The organism is Shewanella sp. P1-14-1, assembly GCF_001401775.1.
GTDB classification, from domain to species: Bacteria; Pseudomonadota; Gammaproteobacteria; order Enterobacterales; family Shewanellaceae; genus Shewanella; species Shewanella japonica.
This window is the reverse complement of sequence record NZ_LKTL01000013.1, coordinates 124,905-145,781: the sequence shown is the minus strand read 5'-3', so window position 1 is coordinate 145,781 and position 20,877 is coordinate 124,905. Positions and strand designations below refer to the sequence as shown.

The following is a 20,877-nucleotide window of genomic DNA, read 5'->3' as shown; positions in this document are numbered from 1 at the left end:
TTGCCCGAGTGGTGGAATCGGTAGACACAAGGGATTTAAAATCCCTCGCTTAATAGGCGTGCCAGTTCAAGTCTGGCCTCGGGTACCATCATTTACATACGTAAGTATGGTGCGAAAAAGCCTCAACGAAAGTTGGGGCTTTTTTGTATCTAAAATTTGAATTTGCATCTACGTCTAGGGCAAAAGATAAATCCCTCGTCGTTTTAAGATAGGGCGTGCCAGTTCAAGTCTGGCCTCGGGTACCATTATAAGAAAGCCTCGACATTAGTCGGGGTTTTTGTATCTAGAACTTGAAACCTGCCTCTTGGGCAAAAGATAAATCCCTCGTCGTTTTAAGATAGGGCGTGCCAGTTTAAGGCTGGCCTCGGGTATCATCATTTACATACGTAAGTATGATGCGAAAAGCCTCAACGAAAGTTGGGGCTTTTTTGTATCTAAAATTTGAAAATTGCTTCTTGGGGAAAAGATAAATCCCTCGTCGTTTTAAGATAGGCTAGCTGGGCCACTGTTTAATGTGCCGCTATGGATAAAATATCAAAAGCTTTGTAAGACGCATTTGAGCGCTCGTTTGCAAGATTTGAAAATGACGTGAGACAGGATGTGAAAGCCTCCTATCATCCCAAATAGGAGGCTTTAATTTGTCGTTTTGACGCTACTTTTTATGGATTAATGTATTTTTTAAAGGCTGGAGCAGGTTTAAAGCTAGGTTGATTAAAACCTGGGATTTCGATGCTTTCACCCGTTTGCGGGTTCCGTCCATTCTTAGCCAAATGATACCTTAATTCAAAGGTGCCAAATTGCGGTAAATACACTTTTTCGCCTTCTGCTAACGCTTTATGAAGTTGGATAAGAATTTGCTCTAACTGTGGCTTTAATTGAGATTGAGAAACGCCGATATCAGACGCCATGACTTGTAATAATTGCTTCTTGTTCATAAATGCTGCAGTGAATAAATATTGAAAAAATTTTTGCGGGGCATGTTTATAACAGTTCTTATAATCCTTTCCTAGTTTCTTTAGTTCAATTAGCTGCTTAGTAGTCAGCGGTTAAGTTTTTTGTTCTATTTTTATCCTTCTTTCGTAGTAACTTGTAACTGAACGTCACAGTCTGTAACACAAGGTTGATATTTTTTTGCCATACTTAATTGTCTATGGCGTTAAGACGGGAGAGAAATGAATGAGAATTTTGTATTATCTACGTGTCTCTTTCACTTTTATTAGTTTGTTATCAATTGCTTTTGCAGGCCAAACTCATGCAGTGCAGTCTCAAAGGCTGTCAAAAGATCAAATTCAGCCAGCAACATACAAAACACTTGCTCAGCATGTGACTTTACTTTCATTAGTGGAATCTTCCGTTATTTGGCAAGATTACTTAACTATCTTGCAAAAGGGCAGTGAGGCTGAAAAACTCGAGTACATAGACAAAATTCAACAAGAGATCGCTCGCTTCTGGCATGATCGAAATGTACGCTTGCCTTATGATTCGCTGACTTCTTCTATGTCCGAAAAACGACAGGTTTATGCCTTAGAGCCTGCGGTTGAAGACTATCTTAGTGTTCAAAATCACATTAGGCGCTTATTGTGGCTGAATCAACGCCATGATTGGCCTCAAATACAACCTGGTGGCTTATTAAGGCCAGGTGATAGCCATAAGACCATCAGTTTGATTTCTCAAAGACTCTGGTTATTGGGAGATTTATCTTCTCGATCTGAAACCCAATACACTTATGACAATACAATTGCGATGGCGGTGGCAAGATTTCAGCAGCGTCATGGTTTGAAAGCTGATTCTGTTATTGGCCCCAAAACATTACATTGGATTAATCAAACTCCACTGCAACGCGCTGAATTATTAGCCAGCAATTTTGTTGAAAAAACCAGTTATTTGTCTGACTTAGGTGAGCGCTACTTGTTAGTGAATATACCTGCATTTGAAATGGTATTAGTCAATGAAAGCCAAATCGCATTGAGCTCTAGAGTGATCGTAGGCAAAGCCTACAGACGAACACCTGTGATGCAGGGGCAAATCTCCAACATCGTCATCAACCCTACTTGGACCGTTCCTAAAAAACTAATGCGACGAGATATTCTGCCAAAGGTTGCCCAAGATGGACATTACATTACTGACAGGCAGTTTGATGTGTTTGATATCACTGGTACTAAAGTGAATAAAACAGCTTCAGAGTGGCAAGATATTGTTTCAACAGGCCCGTTTCCTTATCGGTTAGTGCAGAGGCCAGGTAAGATAAATGCGCTTGGACGCTACAAATTTCACTTTAAAAATGATCTCAATATCTATTTACATGACACGCCAGATAAAGCCTTGTTTGATGAAGATGACCGAGCATTATCATCTGGCTGCATTCGAATCGAAAAAGTACAAGAACTAGCGGAGTGGTTTGCCGAAAATGTGGTGATTGATAAACGCACTTGGCATCGAATGCAGGAGCAAGGCGAGCAAACGCAATGGTTTTCACTTTCTCAAACAGTGCCAGTCCACCTGGTTTACTGGAATGCGTGGGTTGATGAAACTAACCTCGCTCAGTTCCGTAATGACATTTATCATTTAAATAACATTAAGCAAACTGAAGTGGCTAATAATGCAGCAACTTCGTTACAAGTGTCTTCTCGTTAAGTTATTGACCAGATTAACACTTGCTGTTTTGTTCATAATTTAAGCTGATTTTATCGGCTTGAATGCTTGCTATTGTCTCATTTTCCGTTTAACTTCGCTTTCAATTGTGTAAAAAACGCACATGTTTTTGATTATTTGAAAGTGGTGAGTGAATGTCTTTAGTGTGTCCTGCCCGTCGGCAATTAGTGTTAGGTTTAAGTGGTGTTGCTGTCGCTTCTATGTTTTCCAATCCAGTTCAAGCAAGCCGTTCTACTCAAGGTGTTAGAGAACTCAGTTTTTACAATCGTCATACCGGAGAGCGTCAAAAAGGCCAGTTTTGGGCTGAAGGTGAGTATGACCAAGATACTTTGTCATTATTTAGCGAAGTACTACGCGATCATCGTCAGAACCAATCAGCGCCTATGGATAAGCGTTTATACGAATTTGTTTATCAGCTACAACAGGCTTTAGGTAATACTGATGAAGTTCATGTCATTTCCGGTTACCGCTCACCAAAAACCAACAATATGTTAGCTGCTAAGAGTAATGGAGTCGCAAAGAAAAGCTACCACATGAAAGGAATGGCGATGGATCTTGCAATCCCTGGCGTTGAGCTTAAAAGCCTTCGTGATGCTGCAAAGTCATTAAAATTGGGTGGCGTAGGTTATTATCCACGTTCTGGTTTTATTCATGTGGATTGTGGTCCTGTAAGAAGTTGGTAGTGTTTTCATATTGACACTATTAACGATGTGACTGCTTGATACTATCTTGAGGAGCATGAGTGAATGGTATGATTTTTACTTAATAACTTGTTGAGTCAAGGTGGCTATGATAGAATCCGCGCGCTTTGTTAAAGAACAAGCACGAGTTGTTATTGGTCGAAAATAACAACATCAATTTATTTTTTATAAGTGAGAAACACATGTCTTACACTATTCAAGCTGAAATCCGTACTGAAATCGGGAAAGGTTCGAGCCGCCGCCTACGTCATGCGAATTTAGTTCCTGCTGTTATCTACGGTCCAGGTAAAGAGCCAATGTCAATCAAAATGGCTCAAAAAGATATCGTAAACATTCAATTGAATGATGACTTCTACAACACTGACTTAACACTAGTTATCGACGGTAAAGAAGTTAAAGTACGTGTACAAGCAATGCAACGTCACGCGTACAAAACGCTAATCGAACACATTGATTTCAAATTTGCTTAATTGCTAGTTTGAGTGAAAAAAGCGCCTTAATGGCGCTTTTTTTGTGTCTGTAAATTGGCGGTATTGAAGTAACGGTAGTTCACTGTGAAATGACAAGCTGTATTACGTTTATAGCAATAGCGGTTACTATCATGTTTATAGCAATAGCGGTTGCTATCGTTTTAGCGGATTAATCGACGTTAAAACTGTAGTAAATATCAAGAGACTGATTGATCGTCCCTGAGACGGTTTCTAAATATAACTGTGACAAAATATAGTATCGAACTGTCATCTCATATCCTGGGTTAAATACACCAATACCGTATTTCACCATTAAGTCTTCGCCAATGTAGCCACTAATGGCAAATCGTCCTTCATCGTTCGCATCAAGCTGGACGTTAGAAAAACCAAATTTTTCAATCAATCCTGTGGCTGTTGAGCCAATATTATTGATTGCTCCACCACCTAATTGCGAGCCTAAGCTTAATGCGGCTCCCATCATTAAGGCATTATTTTGCTCGTTGCTGGAGTTACTAAATCCTGCGCCAGTAATAATATAAGAGAGAATTTCTGCTTGCTCTTTTGCTGGACTTGAAAACAAGGTGACCTCAGGTTGCATTGCTGTACCTGTCACTCGTACGCCCGCAGTTAAGTCTTCATCTTTAATTTCTCTGACTGCTTCAATATTTAGATTAGGGACTTCGGTAGGGCCGGAGAATTGTACTTCGCCCGTACTAATCGTCAGTGTTTGTCCCATGAATTTATAAGAGCCATTAGTGACCTTAATATCACCAAATAGTAGGGGAGGCTTGAATGCTTGTTGTTGCAGCAAAAGGGTGCCACGTAATTTTCCGCTAAGGCCCATACCGTCAATCAGTAACTCATTACCAACTTTAATATTTAAATCCGAGACCACGGCGTAAGGGCTTGTTTGCTGTTCTTTTTCAGAAATAGAATCGTTAAATACGACATCTGAGGAAACGGCAACGCCGCCTTCTGCAAGCTGAACAACTGTAATTTCACCCGTTGGAATTTCGACATTGCCTTTTATCGCCAGTTGCGTTGTGTCGAAAGTAATATTGATGTCGGGAGAAATATCTAATATCGCAATTGGAGGTTGAATAAATGCGAGCTTGTCGCCCAGAATATCAATATCACCGCTAAATCGACCATCAGGCCAAGCCAACGTACCCGCAACACTAGCTTTACCATCTCCCATTGCTAACGTGCCATCAACTTTTGCCTGTTGACCTTTTAACTGCATTGCTAGAGTAATATCGTCAATTAACGTTGGGTTGTTCGTTGTGGCTAAAGCCCCGTTTTCTAGGCTTAAGCTTCCTTGCACCTCAGGCTGAGTTAGGTTACCTAATATACTCAGGTCCGCTGCGAACAAGCCTTCTAATGTTGCGAGTTTAGGGAAAAAGCCCCTTAGAGGCCCTATATTAATCGTATCGGCTTTGATAAAGCCTGTTAATGCGCGTTCTTCATCATTACTAATACTGATTTGACTGTTAATTTCTGCAATATTCTCAGCGCTAACAATAAGGCTGCTTTTGAGCTGTGTTTCATCAATCACAGCATCCAGCTTGATGGTATCGTAGTGTAGGTTGATTCGATCGTTTTCAGTGCGGCGTAATGCTATATCCCCACCATTAAGCAATAGTGCAATGTTGGCTTTAAGTTTGTCAGTTTCTGACCACTGAGCTGTTGCTTCTAAGTCGGACTCACCAATCCAGTTTAGACGAGGAGGTAGCAGCGGCTGTAACAAGTTACCTGGTTGGCCATTGATACTTAGCGAAAGATCGCCTTGAGTACCAAATCGACCTTGCTGGTTTAAGCACAGACTACTATGGGTTTGAATTAAGCAAAAAGGCGTAATCTGTCCATCTTGATTGAGCTGATCCCATTGGATATTAACAGGGTTATTTATTTGCCAGGCACCTAATAAATTTGAAATAACAAGTGAGTTAATGTCGGTATTAAAGGTTTGCTTTTGTTCATTAAACTGATTATTGATTTGAGTGTTTAATGCGATGTCACCTTGCGTATTGAGTTTAATTTTTTGTTCAGCAAGGGTTCCTTCGGCGCTAAGCGTTAACTCTGTTAAATCAATCTGTTGCCATGAAAGCTGGTTATTATTGATGCTAAGCGTAAATTGATGTTCATTTAACGGTAGGTAATGGCCTTTAAGAGTTAACTGTTCAATATCAATATCAGCAAATTTAACATTACTCACTCGGCCACTTACGTCAACGATTGGTTGCGTATCATCCCCTGTCACATCAATTTTTGCATAAATCTCGCCTTTAGCATTAGGTAACCACTGGCTAACATCAGGTACGGAGAGCTCAGCATCGACATCCCAAAAACGGCTAGCTTGACCATTAATTAATAGTTCTGCTCCTAAAGCACTTGCCTGTAAATTGTCGGCATTGATGGCGAACTTATCATTGAAATCGATATTCCCTTTCACCGTTAACGGAAAATCATTTAATGTGCCACTGAGATCGGCATCTTCTACGGTTATTTGCCATTGTTCATCATCAATAACGCCAGCGGATAGCAGTGAACCATCAATATTGCTTGCAAGTTCCGTTAATTCATAAAGATAGGGGATTTTGTCTAGTTGAAGCGAAGATGTCGCTAATTGTGCTGACCAACTGACCTTATCATCAAAGTTGAGGTTGCCGTCTGCTACTAGGTTTCCAGCTTCTGACTCGACATCAAGATGCGAGATAATGAGCTCATTTTGACTAAGCTCAATATTGGCATCAAGCACTAAAAGAGGGTGATACGGGCTTAAAAAATCACCACTAAAAATGGCAGACTGTTGATGAATGTTTCCTTTACTGGTGAGCTTACTTAATCTCGCGGTGTAATCGGGCTTATCAAGTGGCCAGTTAATATTTGCTTGAGCAATTTCAATTTGATAATCCATTTCTGGCTTACTTAACTCAATAATTGCTTCAAAGTCGATGTCTACATCGCCAGTCGCAGACACTAATAACGATAAGTTGTCGAAACCATTTTCGGCCTCAATCGCTATTTTTTGTTGAGTTAACTCAGGTACTTCAGTCACCTTATTAAGGTTAAACTTGGCATCAATATTCATTGGGTAGTCATGATTAAGACTAATATCACCAACGAGAGAAGCCTCGCCATAATCATGAGAGACCGATAATGCTTGCACATCAATTAAGTATTCAACATAGCTACCAGTTAGTGAAATATGAGAAAAATTATCAGTTCTATTACCTAATTTCATTACGCTGTCATGGGTAATGAGCTCATCAACATAAATAGGAAAAGTCATGTAAACGGCTGGCAAGTTGGCCATGGCCCAGGTTTCTAATTCTGATGATGAAACGTTTTTATCTTGATTATCTGGGCTAGAGGTTGCTTGCGCATCGGCAGTATCTTGTTGGGAAGATTCACCTAATGGTATATCGACTAATAAGCCTTCACTATGTAAGTAATTTACTCTGAGTCCACTCTTATTCCATAACGCTTTACCTTGCAGGCGACCTGCGTTGTAACGCATGTCATTCACTGTGACTTTTACGTCGTTCAGATCTAATTGATTGAGTCCAATAGTGACGGGTAAGATTAACGGTGAAGGAGATTGCTGCTCAGCGACATCCTCATTATTGGTGTCTTTAGGGTTGTCATTTTCTGATGGCTTAGAAGGTTCATCATCTGCAAACTGATCGGTTTGTACTATGACAGTAACATCTTCAGCAAATAAGTTATCAACACAAATCTGATTGTTAAAAAGACAAGTTGGAACCCATGAGAGGCTTAGGCCTTCAACCTCTACAGCGACACCGTCCATTGACCAACGAGCGGTAGTAAATTCAAGTTGATTGTTTATAGTGCCTGATTTTAAGTTTAACGCTAAGTTAGGAACAAATTGGTTAGCTAGCATCACACTGATCTGGGCACCAATCGGAGTGCCAATCAGTATTGCTATCAGCATCAATAACAGTAAAGGGATATAAATAGCAGTACGAGTACAGAGTTTAAACGCTTGCCAACAACGACCTAAAAATGATTTTGGTGGTTTTGATGCAGGTATATGCGCTAACGACGAACTGTCGTGTTGATTGCTATCTTCTGTTTTAGGGGGCATAGAATCAGTCATTATAAGTCTGTCCCCATGGTTAAATGAATTCGCCAAGAACGGTCAATGGTTTCAGTTTCTTTTAGGCCTACACCTAAGTCAAACTTAATAGGACCAATAGGTGAAATCCAATGAATACCGCCGCCAACAGAGACTACAGGCTCAAATTGTTCAGTATCAAAAGCATTACCTGCATCGACAAAAGTGGCGACTCGCCAAGTGTCAGTGAGATAATATTGATACTCTAAACTACCAACGACTAAATAGCGTCCACCGACAACCTGTCTCGATAAGCCGCCTTCAGAGTTAACATAATCGATATAAGGGCCTAATTCTTGAAAGCCGTAACCACGAATCGATTGATCGCCACCGGCAAAATAACGAAGTGAAGGCGAGATTTGATCAATTTGATCACTATCGGCAATATTTGCGCCTAAATCCAGACGTGATACAAAACGATGACGTTCAAAAAAAGTATCAATCCATTTTAATTTTGCTTCGATTTTCGTTAAGCGAATTTCAGAGCCTAGATTAGGATCGCCATACTCGAGACTGTAAGTTTGTCTAAAGCCTGACTTAGGGTCTAAGGTGTTGTCTCCACGCGTTGTTTTACTTAATCCAAAACCAGCCAATACAAATTGCGGGTCATAGTCAGTATCAGATTGATTATAAAACTCATGGTTATATTCTAAGGAGTAGCCAAATAACCAGCCGCTGTCTAATCGTTGTTGCCTGATTATCCCAAACAAGCGTTTTTCAGATTCCAGTTGCCCCGTATAATCGTAGTTTCTGTCATCTTCATTGTAATCTTGCGTCACCCCGTATTTATCACGTAATAAACCAACCCTAAATTTAAGCTGATCATCAAGAGGATGAGTTAACGGAATGGTATAAGTGGTTAAAAACTTCGGTCTGTCAGGCGACCATTCCATTGTGGTTTCTTGGGTATGACCATAACTGTTAATTTCTGGCATACGCCAAGTAAGCCGAACTCTTGGCTCAACGGTTTTTTCTGCATTGGTTCCAATATCGGCGCCCAAACCCACTTCAAAAGAGTGAGTGGGTCTTGGGGCTAAATCAACTTTAATCGGTACTTTAGTCTCAGACATGTTATCAATTTGAGGTAACACTTTAATATTACTGAAATAACCGGTATCAATTAAATTCCGATTAAGCCGGTTTAGCCGTTGGGTTGAGTAATTCGCATTAGGGTCAAATGGAATGAGCTTTTCAAGTAAATCATCATTTATGGTCTGGCCTGAAAACGTGACTTCACCCATTTTGTATCGTCTTCCTGATTCAAAATAGAGGTGGATTTTAGCGGTATTTAAATCACGATTAATTTCAATTTCAGAGCGAGTAAAAGCCCCGTCAAAATAGCCTCTGGCCAGTGCTAGTGTTACTAGATTTGATTTTAATTCTGAATAAACACCATGGTTAAGGGTATCACCTGGTTTAATTGTTAACTGATTCATCCAGCGATTAAAACTATTATCATCGAGCATTTCATCACTGAATTTGATGTCAATCCATTGAATGATAGTCGGTTCGCCTTCATCAATATTAATAGTGAGTTTCCAAGGGGAGTTTTTGGACTCGGTAACATTAATATCCACTTTTGCGTGATATCGGCCCATTGATTCAAGTGCAGCAGTAACATTATCTTCTACGGTAAACAAAAATGCGCGGCGCTGAACTTGAGAAGTGGGTGATTCACCTAAGTGAGCACGTACGTTTTTGGCCAAACTGCCAGAAACACCCTGCAGTTCAATCGTTAGCCATTCATCTTTTTTAGCCCAAGCAAAATTTGATGCCAATGAAACAAGGGCAACGCAAATGACTAGGCAATATTGTAAAGACTTGGATAACAATGACTGAATGCTTATCAACAAATAAAGATGGTTTACCTATTGTCGCCAGATTACCGCAATCAGGCAAGGTTATGATTGAAATTACCGCCTGAAATGGTTACAAAGATACAAACTGATCAAGGACTTGCTTAAAATGAAAACAATAACACTAGCACTGATAGCATCAATGGCTTTATTTTCTGGTTTAGCGAATGCAAAAACTAAACCTTTTGCGATAGCCATTCATGGTGGAGCAGGGACCATTCAGCAAAGTAGCTTTACCCCTGAGCAAGAAAAAGCCTATCGAGCGAAGCTAAAAGAAGCGGTAGATGCAGGCTATGCTGTTTTAGATAAAGGCGGCTCTAGTTTAAGTGCCGTAACCACTGCAATTAATGTATTAGAAAACTCACCGTATTTTAATGCGGGTAAAGGTGCGGTATACACTCATAATGAACAGCATGAAATGGATGCATCTATTATGGATGGCAATACCATGAACGCAGGTGCGGTTGCTGGCGTTAAACACATTAAAAATCCGATTGATTTAGCGCGTTTGGTAATGGATGAGTCTGTCCATGTCATGCTTTATGGAGAAGGGGCTGAAGAGTTTGCTTTAACTCAGGGGGTCCAATTGGTGGCTAACGAAACCTTTAATACCCAAAAGCGTTATCAAGGTTTACAGCGTGCAAAAGCAAAAATGGCTGAAGCGAAAACCAGTGCAGATTACCAAGCTGCGCACCAACAGTTAGACACAGAATATAAAGTTGGTACCGTTGGCGCTGTCGCATTAGATAAACAAGGTAATATTAGTGCAGGTACCTCAACCGGCGGAATGACGAATAAACGCTATGGTCGTATTGGCGATGCGCCCGTTATTGGTGCTGGAACTTATGCTGAGAATGGAGTGTGCGCAGTGTCAGCGACTGGACATGGTGAATATTTTATTCGCTACCAAGTCGCAGGTGATATTTGCGCCAAAGTGAAATACCAAAGTAAGTCGATTATTCAGGCGGCGGATGAAGTGATTAACCAAAGATTGATTACCGCTGGCGGTACAGGTGGCGTGATAGCAATTGATCATCGCGGCAATATTGCGACCCCATTTAATACAGAAGGAATGTACCGCGCAACGCGTAAGAGCGGGGAAGAAGCACAAGTGATGATTTGGCGTGATAAGTAAGCCTTAACTTTCTTTGTTATTGTTATCAATCACGATTGAGATTTAAAAAAGCATCAAGTATTCGCTTGGTGCTTTTTTAGTTCAGCCTAGGTTGAGTTTGAGGTCGTAGCTTATTTGTGCCCCAAGGCGTGTCTCGAATGCAAGAGACCATCATGAGATTTATTTGTGAAACAAGCTGTTTCCCAATTGCCCAACAGGCTGTTGGACAAACTCTCGGACTCAATTGTGCAAGAGGTCCTTGCACAATTGCGAAACAACCTGTTTCGTGAATTATTTCTGCCCCAAAATCACTTAGATTGAATACTCTACATCGTTTAGGATGCGAACATTTTCCCTACTAAAAGTCATCCATCCTTATGAACTTTAGTTGTGAACAATTGCTATGTATCACATCAACCATTTAGTCACTTTATCTTCACGGGCTGGGGGTAAAATCACAACAAACTGTATGATATCTTTTATATTATTTAAAGGTACAGGGAAAGTGACATGACTGAAGAGATAGTCAGCTTGATACCTCACACTCCTATATAAAGGGTGTAATCCATCAAAACTCGAACTTAAAGTTAACTGAAACGAAAACAAGGCTCTAATTGAACCTTGTTAAAAAATTGGATGAGTCTATGAGTTAACGACGGAGACCGTCTTCAAATCGCTTGCGATAATTGTTTATCACGGTGATTAACGACTTTTTAATATCAACAATTTGTTTGGAATGTGGACACCAAAGCGCGAAGCCAAACTTGAAGCCCTCTAGCATCTCATCGGCTTCAACTGGCTCAATGGCATGATTGGCAAACTCAGTATTAGCTAAGGTTTTAGGCAGTAACGCCCAACCCAACCCCGCTTCGACCATCTTTATCACTAGGGCAAGTTGATCGATTGCTTCATTGTCTGAGCTGTAAATAATCTTCTCTGACATACCTTCTTCAATAAAAGATCGTAAGACAAATTGTTTGCTGTTTTTCAGAGCCACCAAGACTGCACTTTTCTCCAACCTAGATAGATCTCCACCTTTTTGAACAAAAGGGAGAAATTCGAAATGCCCAAGGAAAGTAGCATCAAAGCTATACATCGCCTGACGGTCATGCACATTGACGATACCAAAATGGTATTCGCCACTATCTATGCCTCTTTTGATGTCCTGTTTATTCCTAACAAAAAAGTTCACGCGCATTAGCGGAAAATCGCGAAGAAATTGCTGGCGGATTTCAACCAAAGCGCGATGAGGAATCACACTAGAATAAGCGATGTTGACGCTTTCTAATCCACCATAAGAGAGGCTTAGCGCCAATTTATCGAAAGTACGCGCTTGCTCGATGGTTAATTTAGCATTGTGATAAAGAAGGTGACCATCTTCAGTTGGCTCTACCGAACGCCCCACTCGTTCAAACAAACTGACCGCTAGTTGGTCTTCAAGGTTGGTAATCACCTGCCCTATCGTAGTTCGGTGCTTATTGAGTTTGACCGCGGCTTTGCTAAACGAGAGTTGTTCATAAACGGTCACGAACGCGAGAAGTTGTTCAAAACTAAAATTCATAGGTTTCGCTTCCTTTCTAGAGTGATTTACTTAAAATATGATAACTGATCTGCACCAGTGATACTGGACACTCGACTAAGCGAGTTGCCCTACTTCTGTTAATTCATAACTTACTAAATTAGATAAAGCGCAACTCGGAAATGTCCAGGTACGTGTCAGAGGGGGACTACTGACACGTTTATGTCCATAAATGAGCTTGGTATGTTCTAAAGTAGTGGCCAAACTCCTTACCACTACAATGTTCATTGTTAGAATAAATTACCGAATAAGTTTACATTCAGTTGTGATGCTATGTAATTCTATCTGTGCTTGGCACTCATTAAGCGCTCTTTCTTTGGCCTTTTGAAGTAAGCTATATGAATGTGAATAACCAATTACCTCGCGACCATCAACTCCTCTAGCTAATGCAAAAGCTTTATTTGAATCCATGTTTTTAAAATCTTGAAGCAACCTAAGTGTTTTACTTTGATAGATTTCTTTATCGAGATTTTTTTTTAAATTTGTATATTCAAAGCCCCAATATGTTTTTATACCTTGGACTATAATACGGTCACCACTTTTCAATTGTGACCATATTGACCTTGATACGCCACAGAGCTTACCGTTTGCAAAGTGGGAATAACCTTTTAAACGTATTGCCCCTGCGCAATAAGCACTACCATATGTACTACTTACATAATCAACAGTTAATTCTAACTCAACTTCTTTACTTTGGCCGGACCAAGTGAGCAATATGTGGCCGTATCTAGCTGTAGCAAGTGGTGCTGCAACAGTTATAAAAATAAAAACAAGAAATGCCGACATTTGATGTTTTCTTCTTTCTTTTTTACTCTTATTTGAATGTAATTCTGGTGTGAATTTCCGAAATAGATATGCCGCCCCTGCTCCTAATATAATGTAAAGAAAACTTGAGCTTACTAACGTACTTTCATCAGAAATGATTCCTGATAAAAAAAGGCTAAATGCGATTAAAATGAGTATCGAATTACCAATAAATTGTATAACTTTTTCCATGTTATTAGCGTAACCTTTGTGAAAACTCCTTGAAGGTCACGATAAACTCCTTGTTAATTATTTACCTTCATAAACATATCATAAGAATTACTTAATAAGTGAGGGCAAGAATAAGTAGAGTGGAATTGTTTTCTATCAAACGCTTATGTTCCAAGGCTAATTAAAAACTTGATACCTCTTGTGTAGGATTAATAAATAACCGCGCCGAATCCCTATTTACTTACTTATACTAAACCTCCACGCTTTTTCCTTAATGCTTACGAAAATTCACACTATTCAAAAGTATAATCAATGCATATTTACAATTTAGGTGCACATTTTCTTATGTTTAAGGGAAAAATGAAAAAAATATTATCCGCAACCTTATTTGTTGGAATATCGTTAACGTTAGCAGCGTGTGATTGGGAAACGATATTACTTGAGGAAAGTAGTGACTCTAGTTCAATGGGCTACTATCAATTTGTTAATTTAGTCGCGCAATCACCAGCCATTGAGATTATGGTTGAAGATGAGTCTATAGGTGAACTCGCGTTCGGTGATGCAAGCAGTATCGAACAAGTCAGTAATGACAGCTACGACATAGAATTTAATCAAATTTTACCTAACTCCACGAATGACGAATTTACAAGTGGCGATAGTATTAGTGTATCCAAAAATAAAACGAGCACATATATTATTTATGGTGATACAGATGCGCCGTCATCGTTAACATTGACGACTGACATTTCGGATTTATACGATGAAGATTTTGATGAAGACTATGATGCAATCATTCAATTTATCAATCTATCGAACTCAGCCGCTGATATTGACGTTTACTGGTTAAACGAAGGTGAAGATTTATTAAATAAAGTCGCCGATTATACATTGGCATATGAAGCGTCAAGTGATGAAATAGAAATTGAATCAGGTAGTTACAAATTGGTACTGACTGAATCTGACACAGATATCATTATTGCATCGACAGACGGCATAACGATAGCAGACGGGGATGCTCAAATATTTGCACTCACTAGCTATCTGATTGCTGGTTCAGACGATCAAGTCAATACCATCGTCAACATTGAATCTGATGGTGGCCGTAAACTCACCAATGAAGCACAAGCGGCAAACGTGCGCTTTTTACATGGTATTTCTGCTCCTGATTACTTAGACGTTTATCTTGATATTTATTTAACTGGTGCCAATAACGATGACGAAGCTAGCTTAATCGCCAGCGCCCTAGAATTTGGTGCTTTGTCTGACTCAGTTGATATTGAAATAGAAAATATTGATTCGGGTGATACTCGAAATTTTTACTTATTGGATAATACGACTGAAGATAAAATTGATACATTTAGTGTTGATATGCAACCAAGTAGTCGTACTCTTATCTTAACGTCTGGTGACACATCATCAGCTATTACTGTCAATGATAATGAAGAAGATCTGCGCGTTATAGATACCCATGCGAAAATTTTAGTTAGCCACAATATTAGTGACATAAAAAGTGATGCGATTGACGTTTTAATTTTAAATGAAGGCGCTAACCCTGATTCTTATTCTGCTCAAGTCGAACTAAGTTATATGAATAATGAAGATTATGAATTGGAAAGTGGTGATTACGATATTTATATCTACAACGCATCGACTGATGAGTTAATCATTGAAACATCATTACGCGGTATTGAAAAAGGTGAAGTGATTAATTTAATTGCAACTGACTATACCTACGGTGGCACGCCTTACGAACTGCAAACACATATCAACAATTAAGCGTGAACGTGGTGTTTTATGCTTTATTACTTTTTGAGTAAATAAGACCAATATCGAATCTGGATGGGGCTATCAACCCCATCTAGCATTAGCTTTGTTTGGTACTTAAATATGTAGCGAGATTAAATTCTGTGGCGACAGAATAAACGCCATTATTTTCTATCAAATGCTTATGTGCCAAGGTTTAACTCCTAACTCCTAACTCCTAACTTCTAACTCTTAACTTCTTTTGCCTATTGGAGATAGGACATTAACTCATTTATTTTAGCTGCATTTTGCCACCGAAAGCGCTTCCAAGTTACTCCTTTTTTAGCCGCTCTAGCTCTTGAATTTGTTTTACAATGTTTTCAGCTTCTGCGGTTATCATTGAATAAGATTTTATATCGCCATTCCTTTGTGCATACATGGCTTGTTCAAGTTTAGCTTCATAAGCTTTATTGAGTTTTTTGATGGGGTCTTGCTTGAATATAGAAAACATACCAATCACTTTTAAATAGCTTTTGCATTAGTACGTTTGTAAACAGGTTTTAGTTTTTATATTTTTCAATTAATTATTATTGAGAGTTTAACTGTTGGCTTTTCAATCAGCCCCCAGTTGCTTGTGTCTTGCTGCTAATGTTCTGAATTCAGCTAGCATGCTGGTTTCACGCATGTCGAGCTTGAGCACTAACAGTACCAATATTAACGGCTGCTGATATGTTATTGGCCTTTATTTGATGCAGATGAATGACGGCTACAAATATGTAAGCGGTTATGACTCATCTTTAAGGCAAGTCTGTTACTCATCAAGCTTTTTTCCATCCCCTAAAATCCAGTTACGACAATCGAGTTATTCAATCAACGTATTTTGCTAAATTTGACTACACTAATATTAGTACAACTATTAGTACAATTATTAGTACGGTTATTAGCACGATAATTAAACCAAAGATGAGATGTCGTCGATACTGAAAATTTAGAGTATTGATTTTTAATGACTAAACATTAATCGTCGATTGAACACGAGCGCTGACGTTAAAATTAAAGGGGTAATATATGGATTCAATTCAAATTTCAGAATATATGGACCGCCAACCTGTATTGTTAAAAGCCAATATGTCGTTAGCAACGGCTGTAGAGCATTTACTAACGAAGAACAAAGCTGGTGCCGCCGTGATTGATAATGACGGTCAGCTGGTGGGCTTTTTATCTCAACAGGATTGCTTATCAGTGATGCTAAAAAGCAGTTATCACTGCGATATGACAGAAACCGTTAAAGACTGCATGAAAACGGATGTACTGACAGCAACACCTGATGGCAGTATCTTACAGTTGGCTGAACAGATGTTAGGGGCAAAACCTAAAATTTATCCAGTTGTAGAAGGCAGTAAAGTCGTTGGTACGATTAATCGAACTGATGTGTTAAAGGCAATGAACATCTATATGCAGCAATGTTATTTAACGCCAGCCTAAGTTACCAGCAAAGCTGTTTATCAAAGAGAATTTTGGCCTGAGTCAACGAGGGCTTTTTGTTTTGATTCCTTTAAACTAATACCATTCAGTCTAGTTCCTTGCTAGGATCGCAGTTTTTGAAATACTTGCTAGGAATTAGATTTGAATTCGGACCAACACCCGCTCTCTAAAGCATACCTAAACTCTTGTTATCAAACCGATGCGGCAAGAATTCGTCGTCGTTTGTATCAATTAAACAAAGAGCCGCAGTCTGAAAAGAAAGTTCAAGTCTTAGCCAAGTTAGCTGAACAAGCCACTCAAGCCTATGAAAAGGCTCAACTAAGGCTAAAAAATAGCCCTAAAGTCACTTATCCAGATGCCTTACCTGTCTCTCAAAAACGCGATGACATAGCCTCAGCTATTGCTAATAACCAGGTCGTCATTGTTGCGGGTGAAACAGGATCTGGTAAAACAACCCAGCTACCCAAAATATGTTTAGAGCTAGGCCTTGGTACACGTGGTTTAATTGGCCACACTCAACCAAGGCGTCTTGCAGCAAGAAGCGTTGCTAATCGCGTTGCTGAAGAAATTAACAGCCCGCTAGGCGAGGTTGTTGGTTTTAAAGTGCGTTTTGCAGATGCCATAAGTCCAGACAGTTACGTTAAATTAATGACTGATGGTATTTTACTGGCAGAATTAACCTCTGATAAATTTTTAAATCAATACGATGCCATCATTATTGATGAGGCGCATGAGCGTAGCCTAAACATTGATTTCATCTTAGGTTACCTCAAGCAGGTGCTGAAAAAACGACCTGATTTAAAAGTGATCATTACTTCGGCAACCATTGATGTTGAGCGATTCTCTAAGCATTTTAATAATGCGCCAGTTATTGAAGTATCGGGTCGAACCTTCCCTGTAGAAACGCGTTATCGACCATTAGTCCGTGATACCGATGCTGACTTAGATGTGAGTGATGGTATTTTCTCCGCTGTTGATGAGCTAATGGCTGAAGGGCCTGGCGATATTTTGATTTTCATGAATGGCGAACGTGAAATTCGTGATACCGCTGAAATGCTTCGCAAGCAAAAGTACCGTAATACAGAAGTGCTGCCTTTGTACGCGCGTCTATCATATGGCGAACAATCTAAAGTCTTTAAAAGTCATATCGGTCGTCGCATTGTGTTGGCAACCAATGTGGCTGAGACGTCATTGACTGTACCTGGGATCCGCTATGTGATTGACCCAGGTACCGCTCGAATTAGCCGTTATAGTTACCGTACTAAAGTACAACGTTTGCCGATTGAACCTATTTCTCAAGCCAGCGCAAATCAGCGTCAAGGCCGCTGTGGACGTGTCGGTCCAGGTATTTGTATTCGTTTATATGATGAAACTGATTTTATTCAGCGTCCTGAGTTTACCGATCCTGAAATCTTACGTACCAATCTTGCCTCGGTTATTTTGCAGATGTTAGCCATTGGACTAGGCGATATTGCGGGTTTCCCATTTATACAGCCTCCTGAGCAAAAGCATATTCGCGATGGCTTCTTACTGCTAGAAGAGCTGCAAGCCGTTAAACAAAAACGCAAAGAGTTAGTGCTGACCAACCTTGGGCGTAACTTAGCAAAAATCCCACTCGATCCTCGTCTTGCTCGTATGGTACTTGAAGCGAAAGATATGAGTTGTTTGCATGAAGTCATGGTTATTGCTTCAGGTTTATCTATTCAAGATCCTCGTGAAAGACCGATTGAAAAAAAACAAGCTGCAGATGAGTGCCATCGTCGCTATGCCGATAAAGACTCTGATTTTGTTAGCTGGGTTAATTTATGGAATTACTTAAAAGATCAAAAAAGCGAATTGTCAGCAAGCCAGTTCAGAAAGCAATGTCGTGAAGAATACTTAGCGTATTTGCGTGTACGTGAGTGGCAAGATTTATATACCCAGATTAAACAAGCGGTACACGATTTAAAATGGCGTTTAAATGACACACCAGCCAGTTACGATAATTTACATAAAGCGTTGTTATCAGGCTTGTTAAGCCACATTGGTTTTAAAGATGCGAATAATGAATATCTTGGTGCCCGCAACCGTAAGTTTTTTGTATTTCCTGGCTCGCCTTTAGCGAAAAAAGGCCCGAAATGGATAATGGCGGCTGAGCTCACTGAAACTTCTCGTTTATTTGCCAGATGCTGCGCCAAAATTCAACCAGAGTGGTTAGAGCCTTTAGCTGCTCATTTGATTAAGAAAAATCATCTAGAGCCACATTTTGAAGCGAAGCCTGCCAGTGTCATCGCATTTGAAAATCAGGTGCTATATGGCCTAACAGTGGTTAATCGTCGTAGAGTGCAATATGGGCCTATTGATCCTGTTGAAGCTCGTGAAATCTTTATTCGCAGCGCGTTAGCTGAAGGGCAGTTACACACAAAAGAGCCTTTCTTTATTAAAAATCAGCAACTGCTGAATGATATTGAATCGTTAGAACATAAATCTCGACGCCGTGATATTTTAGTGGATGAGCAGGTGCTGGTGGACTTTTATGATCCGCTTATTCCGCAAGGTATTTATAATGCGCCACTATTCTTTAAATGGTGGAAACAGGCACGTAAAGAAACGCCAGAGCTACTGGACTTTAATCAAGACTTATTGATGCAGCGAAGTGCAGATCATATTTCAGCGTTAGATTTCCCTGAAGTATGGCAAAAAGCTAACTTGGGTTTACAAGTGAGTTATCACTTCGAACCTGCCGCTGTTGATGATGGGGTGTCGGTGCACATTCCTGTGGCGTTGATAAACCAAGTTGATACTGAAGATTTTGATTGGTTAGTACCAGGGCTTCGTGAAGAAAAAGTCGTGGCGCTGATTAAGTCATTGCCTAAAAATCTTCGCCGTAATTTTGTGCCAGCGCCAGATTATGCTCGCGCCTGTGTACAAGCTATGGAGCCTTTTTCAATGCCGCTGCTTGATGCAATGTGTAAGCAGTTACTTCGCATGACAGGTACACGTATAAGTGGTGATGATTTTGACTTAACTCAGTTAAGTGCTCATTTAACAATTAACTTTAAAATTGAAGATGATAAGCACCGCCTAGTGGATCAAGGGCGTGATTTAGATTCTTTAAAAGATAAGTTGCAAGGTGTGGTGGCAAAAGCCATTCGTAATGTGGCGGAAGAGGGAATTGAAAAGAAAGACATCACAACATGGTCATTTGGGGATTTACCAAAGCAATATCAGAAACGTAAAGGTAATTACGAAGTTAAAGCTTATCCAGCGTTAATTGATGAGAAAGATCAAGTCTCTATTAAATTGTTTGATGATGAGTTTGAAGCTGAGCGTCAACATCGTATTGGTTTACGTCGATTATTACTGATTAATATTCCGTCTCCGGTGAAGCACTTACAAAAAGCGCTGCCAAATAAAGCAAAATTGGCGATGTACTTCAATCCATTTGGGCAAGTACAGCTGTTAATTGATGACATTATTTCGGCTTCGGTTCAGCAATTGCTAGATGAGAAAAAGCTTGATGTGCGTAACGAAGCACAGTTTGAACAAGCTAAAGATTGGGTGAGGCAAGAGTTAAATGATTATGCTGAGCAAATCTCATTGCAAGTTGAGCAAATTCTGACGATATATCAACGTATTAAAAAGCGTTTAAAAGGTAAAATCAGTTTAGATATTGCTTTTGCGATGAGTGATATTAATACCCAGTTAGATAAATTGGTGTTTAAAGGTTTTGTTGAGCACTGCGGCTGGAGTCGTCTTACTGATGTGGCGAGGTATTTAAAAGCGATTGAAAACCGTTTGGATAAATTACCGGTTGATCCAACTCGTGATCGGCTTCATATGCAGAGTATTAGTAAAGTACAAGACTTGTTAAATGCGCAATTAGCCAAAGTGCCTAAAACTCAGCCTGTACCTGAAGTATTAGTTGAAGCACGTTGGATGATCGAAGAATTCCGTGTTTCATGTTTTGCGCAAGTCCTAGGTACAGCGTATCCCATTTCTGAAAAACGCATTGTGGTACAAATCAGTCAAGTGTAATACTTGTCATGCGTGATTAAGCTGTTAAACGCCCAGTACAATTCGTATTGGGCGTTTTTGTATATAGCTTTATTCTTTCTTCGTGTTTATCTGGTATTGGTTGAAAAGCAGCAAGTGTTAAAGCATATTGTGTCGATTGTTACTTTA

At 39.8% G+C, this 20,877-nt stretch carries 13 protein-coding genes and 1 tRNA gene; 8 read left to right on the top strand and 6 right to left on the bottom strand.

The genetic code is table 11. The features are described 5' to 3' along the window. Positions 1–2 precede the first annotated feature (2 nt). Positions 3–88, top strand: a tRNA-Leu gene (locus AN944_RS11360). A gap of 571 nt (positions 89–659) precedes the next feature. On the opposite strand, the gene AN944_RS11355 is transcribed toward AN944_RS11360, so the two are convergent. After that, positions 660–1,025 carry an HU family DNA-binding protein gene (locus AN944_RS11355; protein ID WP_225442276.1) on the bottom strand — a complete coding sequence of 122 codons (366 nt, stop codon included), beginning with the start codon at positions 1,023–1,025 and terminating at the stop codon, positions 660–662. A 151-nt stretch (positions 1,026–1,176) separates the two neighbouring features. Here AN944_RS11355 and AN944_RS11350 point away from each other — a divergent pair, with 151 nt between their 5' ends. The 3 genes from AN944_RS11350 (at position 1,177) to rplY (ending at position 3,823) form a co-directional block, all read left to right on the top strand. Next, entirely contained in the window at positions 1,177–2,634 is a 1,458-nt protein-coding gene (locus AN944_RS11350) for a murein L,D-transpeptidase (RefSeq protein WP_055024731.1), read from the top strand. Positions 2,635–2,786: 152 nt separating this feature from the next. Continuing rightward, a complete protein-coding gene (locus AN944_RS11345) occupies positions 2,787–3,335 on the top strand; it encodes a DUF882 domain-containing protein (RefSeq protein WP_055024730.1) in 549 nt (182 codons plus the stop codon). 200 nt (positions 3,336–3,535) lie between these two features. Then, positions 3,536–3,823, top strand: a complete 288-nt coding sequence (gene rplY / locus AN944_RS11340) for a 50S ribosomal protein L25 (RefSeq protein ID WP_055024729.1) — start codon at positions 3,536–3,538, stop codon at positions 3,821–3,823. Between the two features lie 169 nt (positions 3,824–3,992). Here rplY and AN944_RS11335 read toward each other — a convergent pair whose 3' ends face one another. Continuing rightward, the gene (locus tag AN944_RS11335; protein ID WP_055024728.1) at positions 3,993–7,943 is read right to left on the bottom strand and encodes a translocation/assembly module TamB domain-containing protein; all 3,951 of its coding nucleotides are present in this window, start codon (positions 7,941–7,943) and stop codon (positions 3,993–3,995) included. Next, a complete protein-coding gene (locus AN944_RS11330) occupies positions 7,943–9,793 on the bottom strand; it encodes an autotransporter assembly complex protein TamA (RefSeq protein ID WP_408005081.1) in 1,851 nt (616 codons plus the stop codon). The genes AN944_RS11335 and AN944_RS11330 overlap by 1 nt, the downstream gene beginning before the upstream one ends. Positions 9,794–9,926: 133 nt before the next feature. Here AN944_RS11330 and AN944_RS11325 point away from each other — a divergent pair, with 133 nt between their 5' ends. Then, on the top strand, positions 9,927–10,952 hold the full coding sequence (locus tag AN944_RS11325; RefSeq protein ID WP_055024727.1) for an isoaspartyl peptidase/L-asparaginase family protein: 1,026 nt from the start codon (positions 9,927–9,929) through the stop codon (positions 10,950–10,952). 628 nt (positions 10,953–11,580) lie between these two features. On the opposite strand, the gene AN944_RS11320 is transcribed toward AN944_RS11325, so the two are convergent. Together AN944_RS11320 and AN944_RS11315 are read right to left on the bottom strand one after the other, a co-directional pair. Further along, positions 11,581–12,492: a LysR family transcriptional regulator gene (locus AN944_RS11320; protein WP_055024726.1), complete on the bottom strand. Its 912-nt coding sequence runs from the start codon at positions 12,490–12,492 to the stop codon at positions 11,581–11,583. Between the two features lie 258 nt (positions 12,493–12,750). After that, positions 12,751–13,506 (bottom strand): hypothetical protein, encoded by a 756-nt coding sequence (locus AN944_RS11315; RefSeq protein WP_055024725.1) that lies wholly within the window; start codon positions 13,504–13,506, stop codon positions 12,751–12,753. Positions 13,507–13,845: 339 nt separating this feature from the next. Between AN944_RS11315 and AN944_RS11310 the strand changes: the two genes are divergently transcribed. Continuing rightward, positions 13,846–15,261, top strand: coding sequence for a DUF4397 domain-containing protein (locus AN944_RS11310; protein ID WP_144430176.1), 1,416 nt, complete (start codon positions 13,846–13,848; stop codon positions 15,259–15,261). A gap of 298 nt (positions 15,262–15,559) precedes the next feature. Here the strand turns inward: AN944_RS11310 and AN944_RS11305 are convergent, their stop codons facing one another. Beyond that, a complete protein-coding gene (locus tag AN944_RS11305; RefSeq protein ID WP_055024723.1) occupies positions 15,560–15,739 on the bottom strand; it encodes a DUF6435 family protein in 180 nt (59 codons plus the stop codon). Positions 15,740–16,296: 557 nt separating this feature from the next. Here AN944_RS11305 and AN944_RS11300 point away from each other — a divergent pair. Beyond that, positions 16,297–16,713, top strand: coding sequence for a CBS domain-containing protein (locus tag AN944_RS11300; protein WP_055024722.1), 417 nt, complete (start codon positions 16,297–16,299; stop codon positions 16,711–16,713). Between the two features lie 141 nt (positions 16,714–16,854). After that, positions 16,855–20,730 carry an ATP-dependent RNA helicase HrpA gene (gene hrpA / locus AN944_RS11295; protein WP_055024721.1) on the top strand — a complete coding sequence of 1,292 codons (3,876 nt, stop codon included), beginning with the start codon at positions 16,855–16,857 and terminating at the stop codon, positions 20,728–20,730. Positions 20,731–20,877: the final 147 nt, after the last annotated feature.

What these genes read in the sequence shown, in the direction of transcription:
- AN944_RS11350 (WP_055024731.1), top strand. Translation starts at nt 1,177, where the DNA reads ATGAGAATTTTGTATTATCTACGTGTCTCTTTCACTTTTATTAGTTTG.
- AN944_RS11300 (WP_055024722.1), top strand. Translation starts at nt 16,297, where the DNA reads ATGGATTCAATTCAAATTTCAGAATATATGGACCGCCAACCTGTATTG.
- AN944_RS11310 (WP_144430176.1), top strand. Translation starts at nt 13,846, where the DNA reads ATGAAAAAAATATTATCCGCAACCTTATTTGTTGGAATATCGTTAACG.
- AN944_RS11305 (WP_055024723.1), bottom strand. Translation starts at nt 15,739, where the DNA reads ATGTTTTCTATATTCAAGCAAGACCCCATCAAAAAACTCAATAAAGCT.
- AN944_RS11345 (WP_055024730.1), top strand. Translation starts at nt 2,787, where the DNA reads ATGTCTTTAGTGTGTCCTGCCCGTCGGCAATTAGTGTTAGGTTTAAGT.
- rplY (WP_055024729.1), top strand. Translation starts at nt 3,536, where the DNA reads ATGTCTTACACTATTCAAGCTGAAATCCGTACTGAAATCGGGAAAGGT.
- AN944_RS11320 (WP_055024726.1), bottom strand. Translation starts at nt 12,492, where the DNA reads ATGAATTTTAGTTTTGAACAACTTCTCGCGTTCGTGACCGTTTATGAA.
- AN944_RS11325 (WP_055024727.1), top strand. Translation starts at nt 9,927, where the DNA reads ATGAAAACAATAACACTAGCACTGATAGCATCAATGGCTTTATTTTCT.
- AN944_RS11335 (WP_055024728.1), bottom strand. Translation starts at nt 7,943, where the DNA reads ATGACTGATTCTATGCCCCCTAAAACAGAAGATAGCAATCAACACGAC.
- AN944_RS11315 (WP_055024725.1), bottom strand. Translation starts at nt 13,506, where the DNA reads ATGGAAAAAGTTATACAATTTATTGGTAATTCGATACTCATTTTAATC.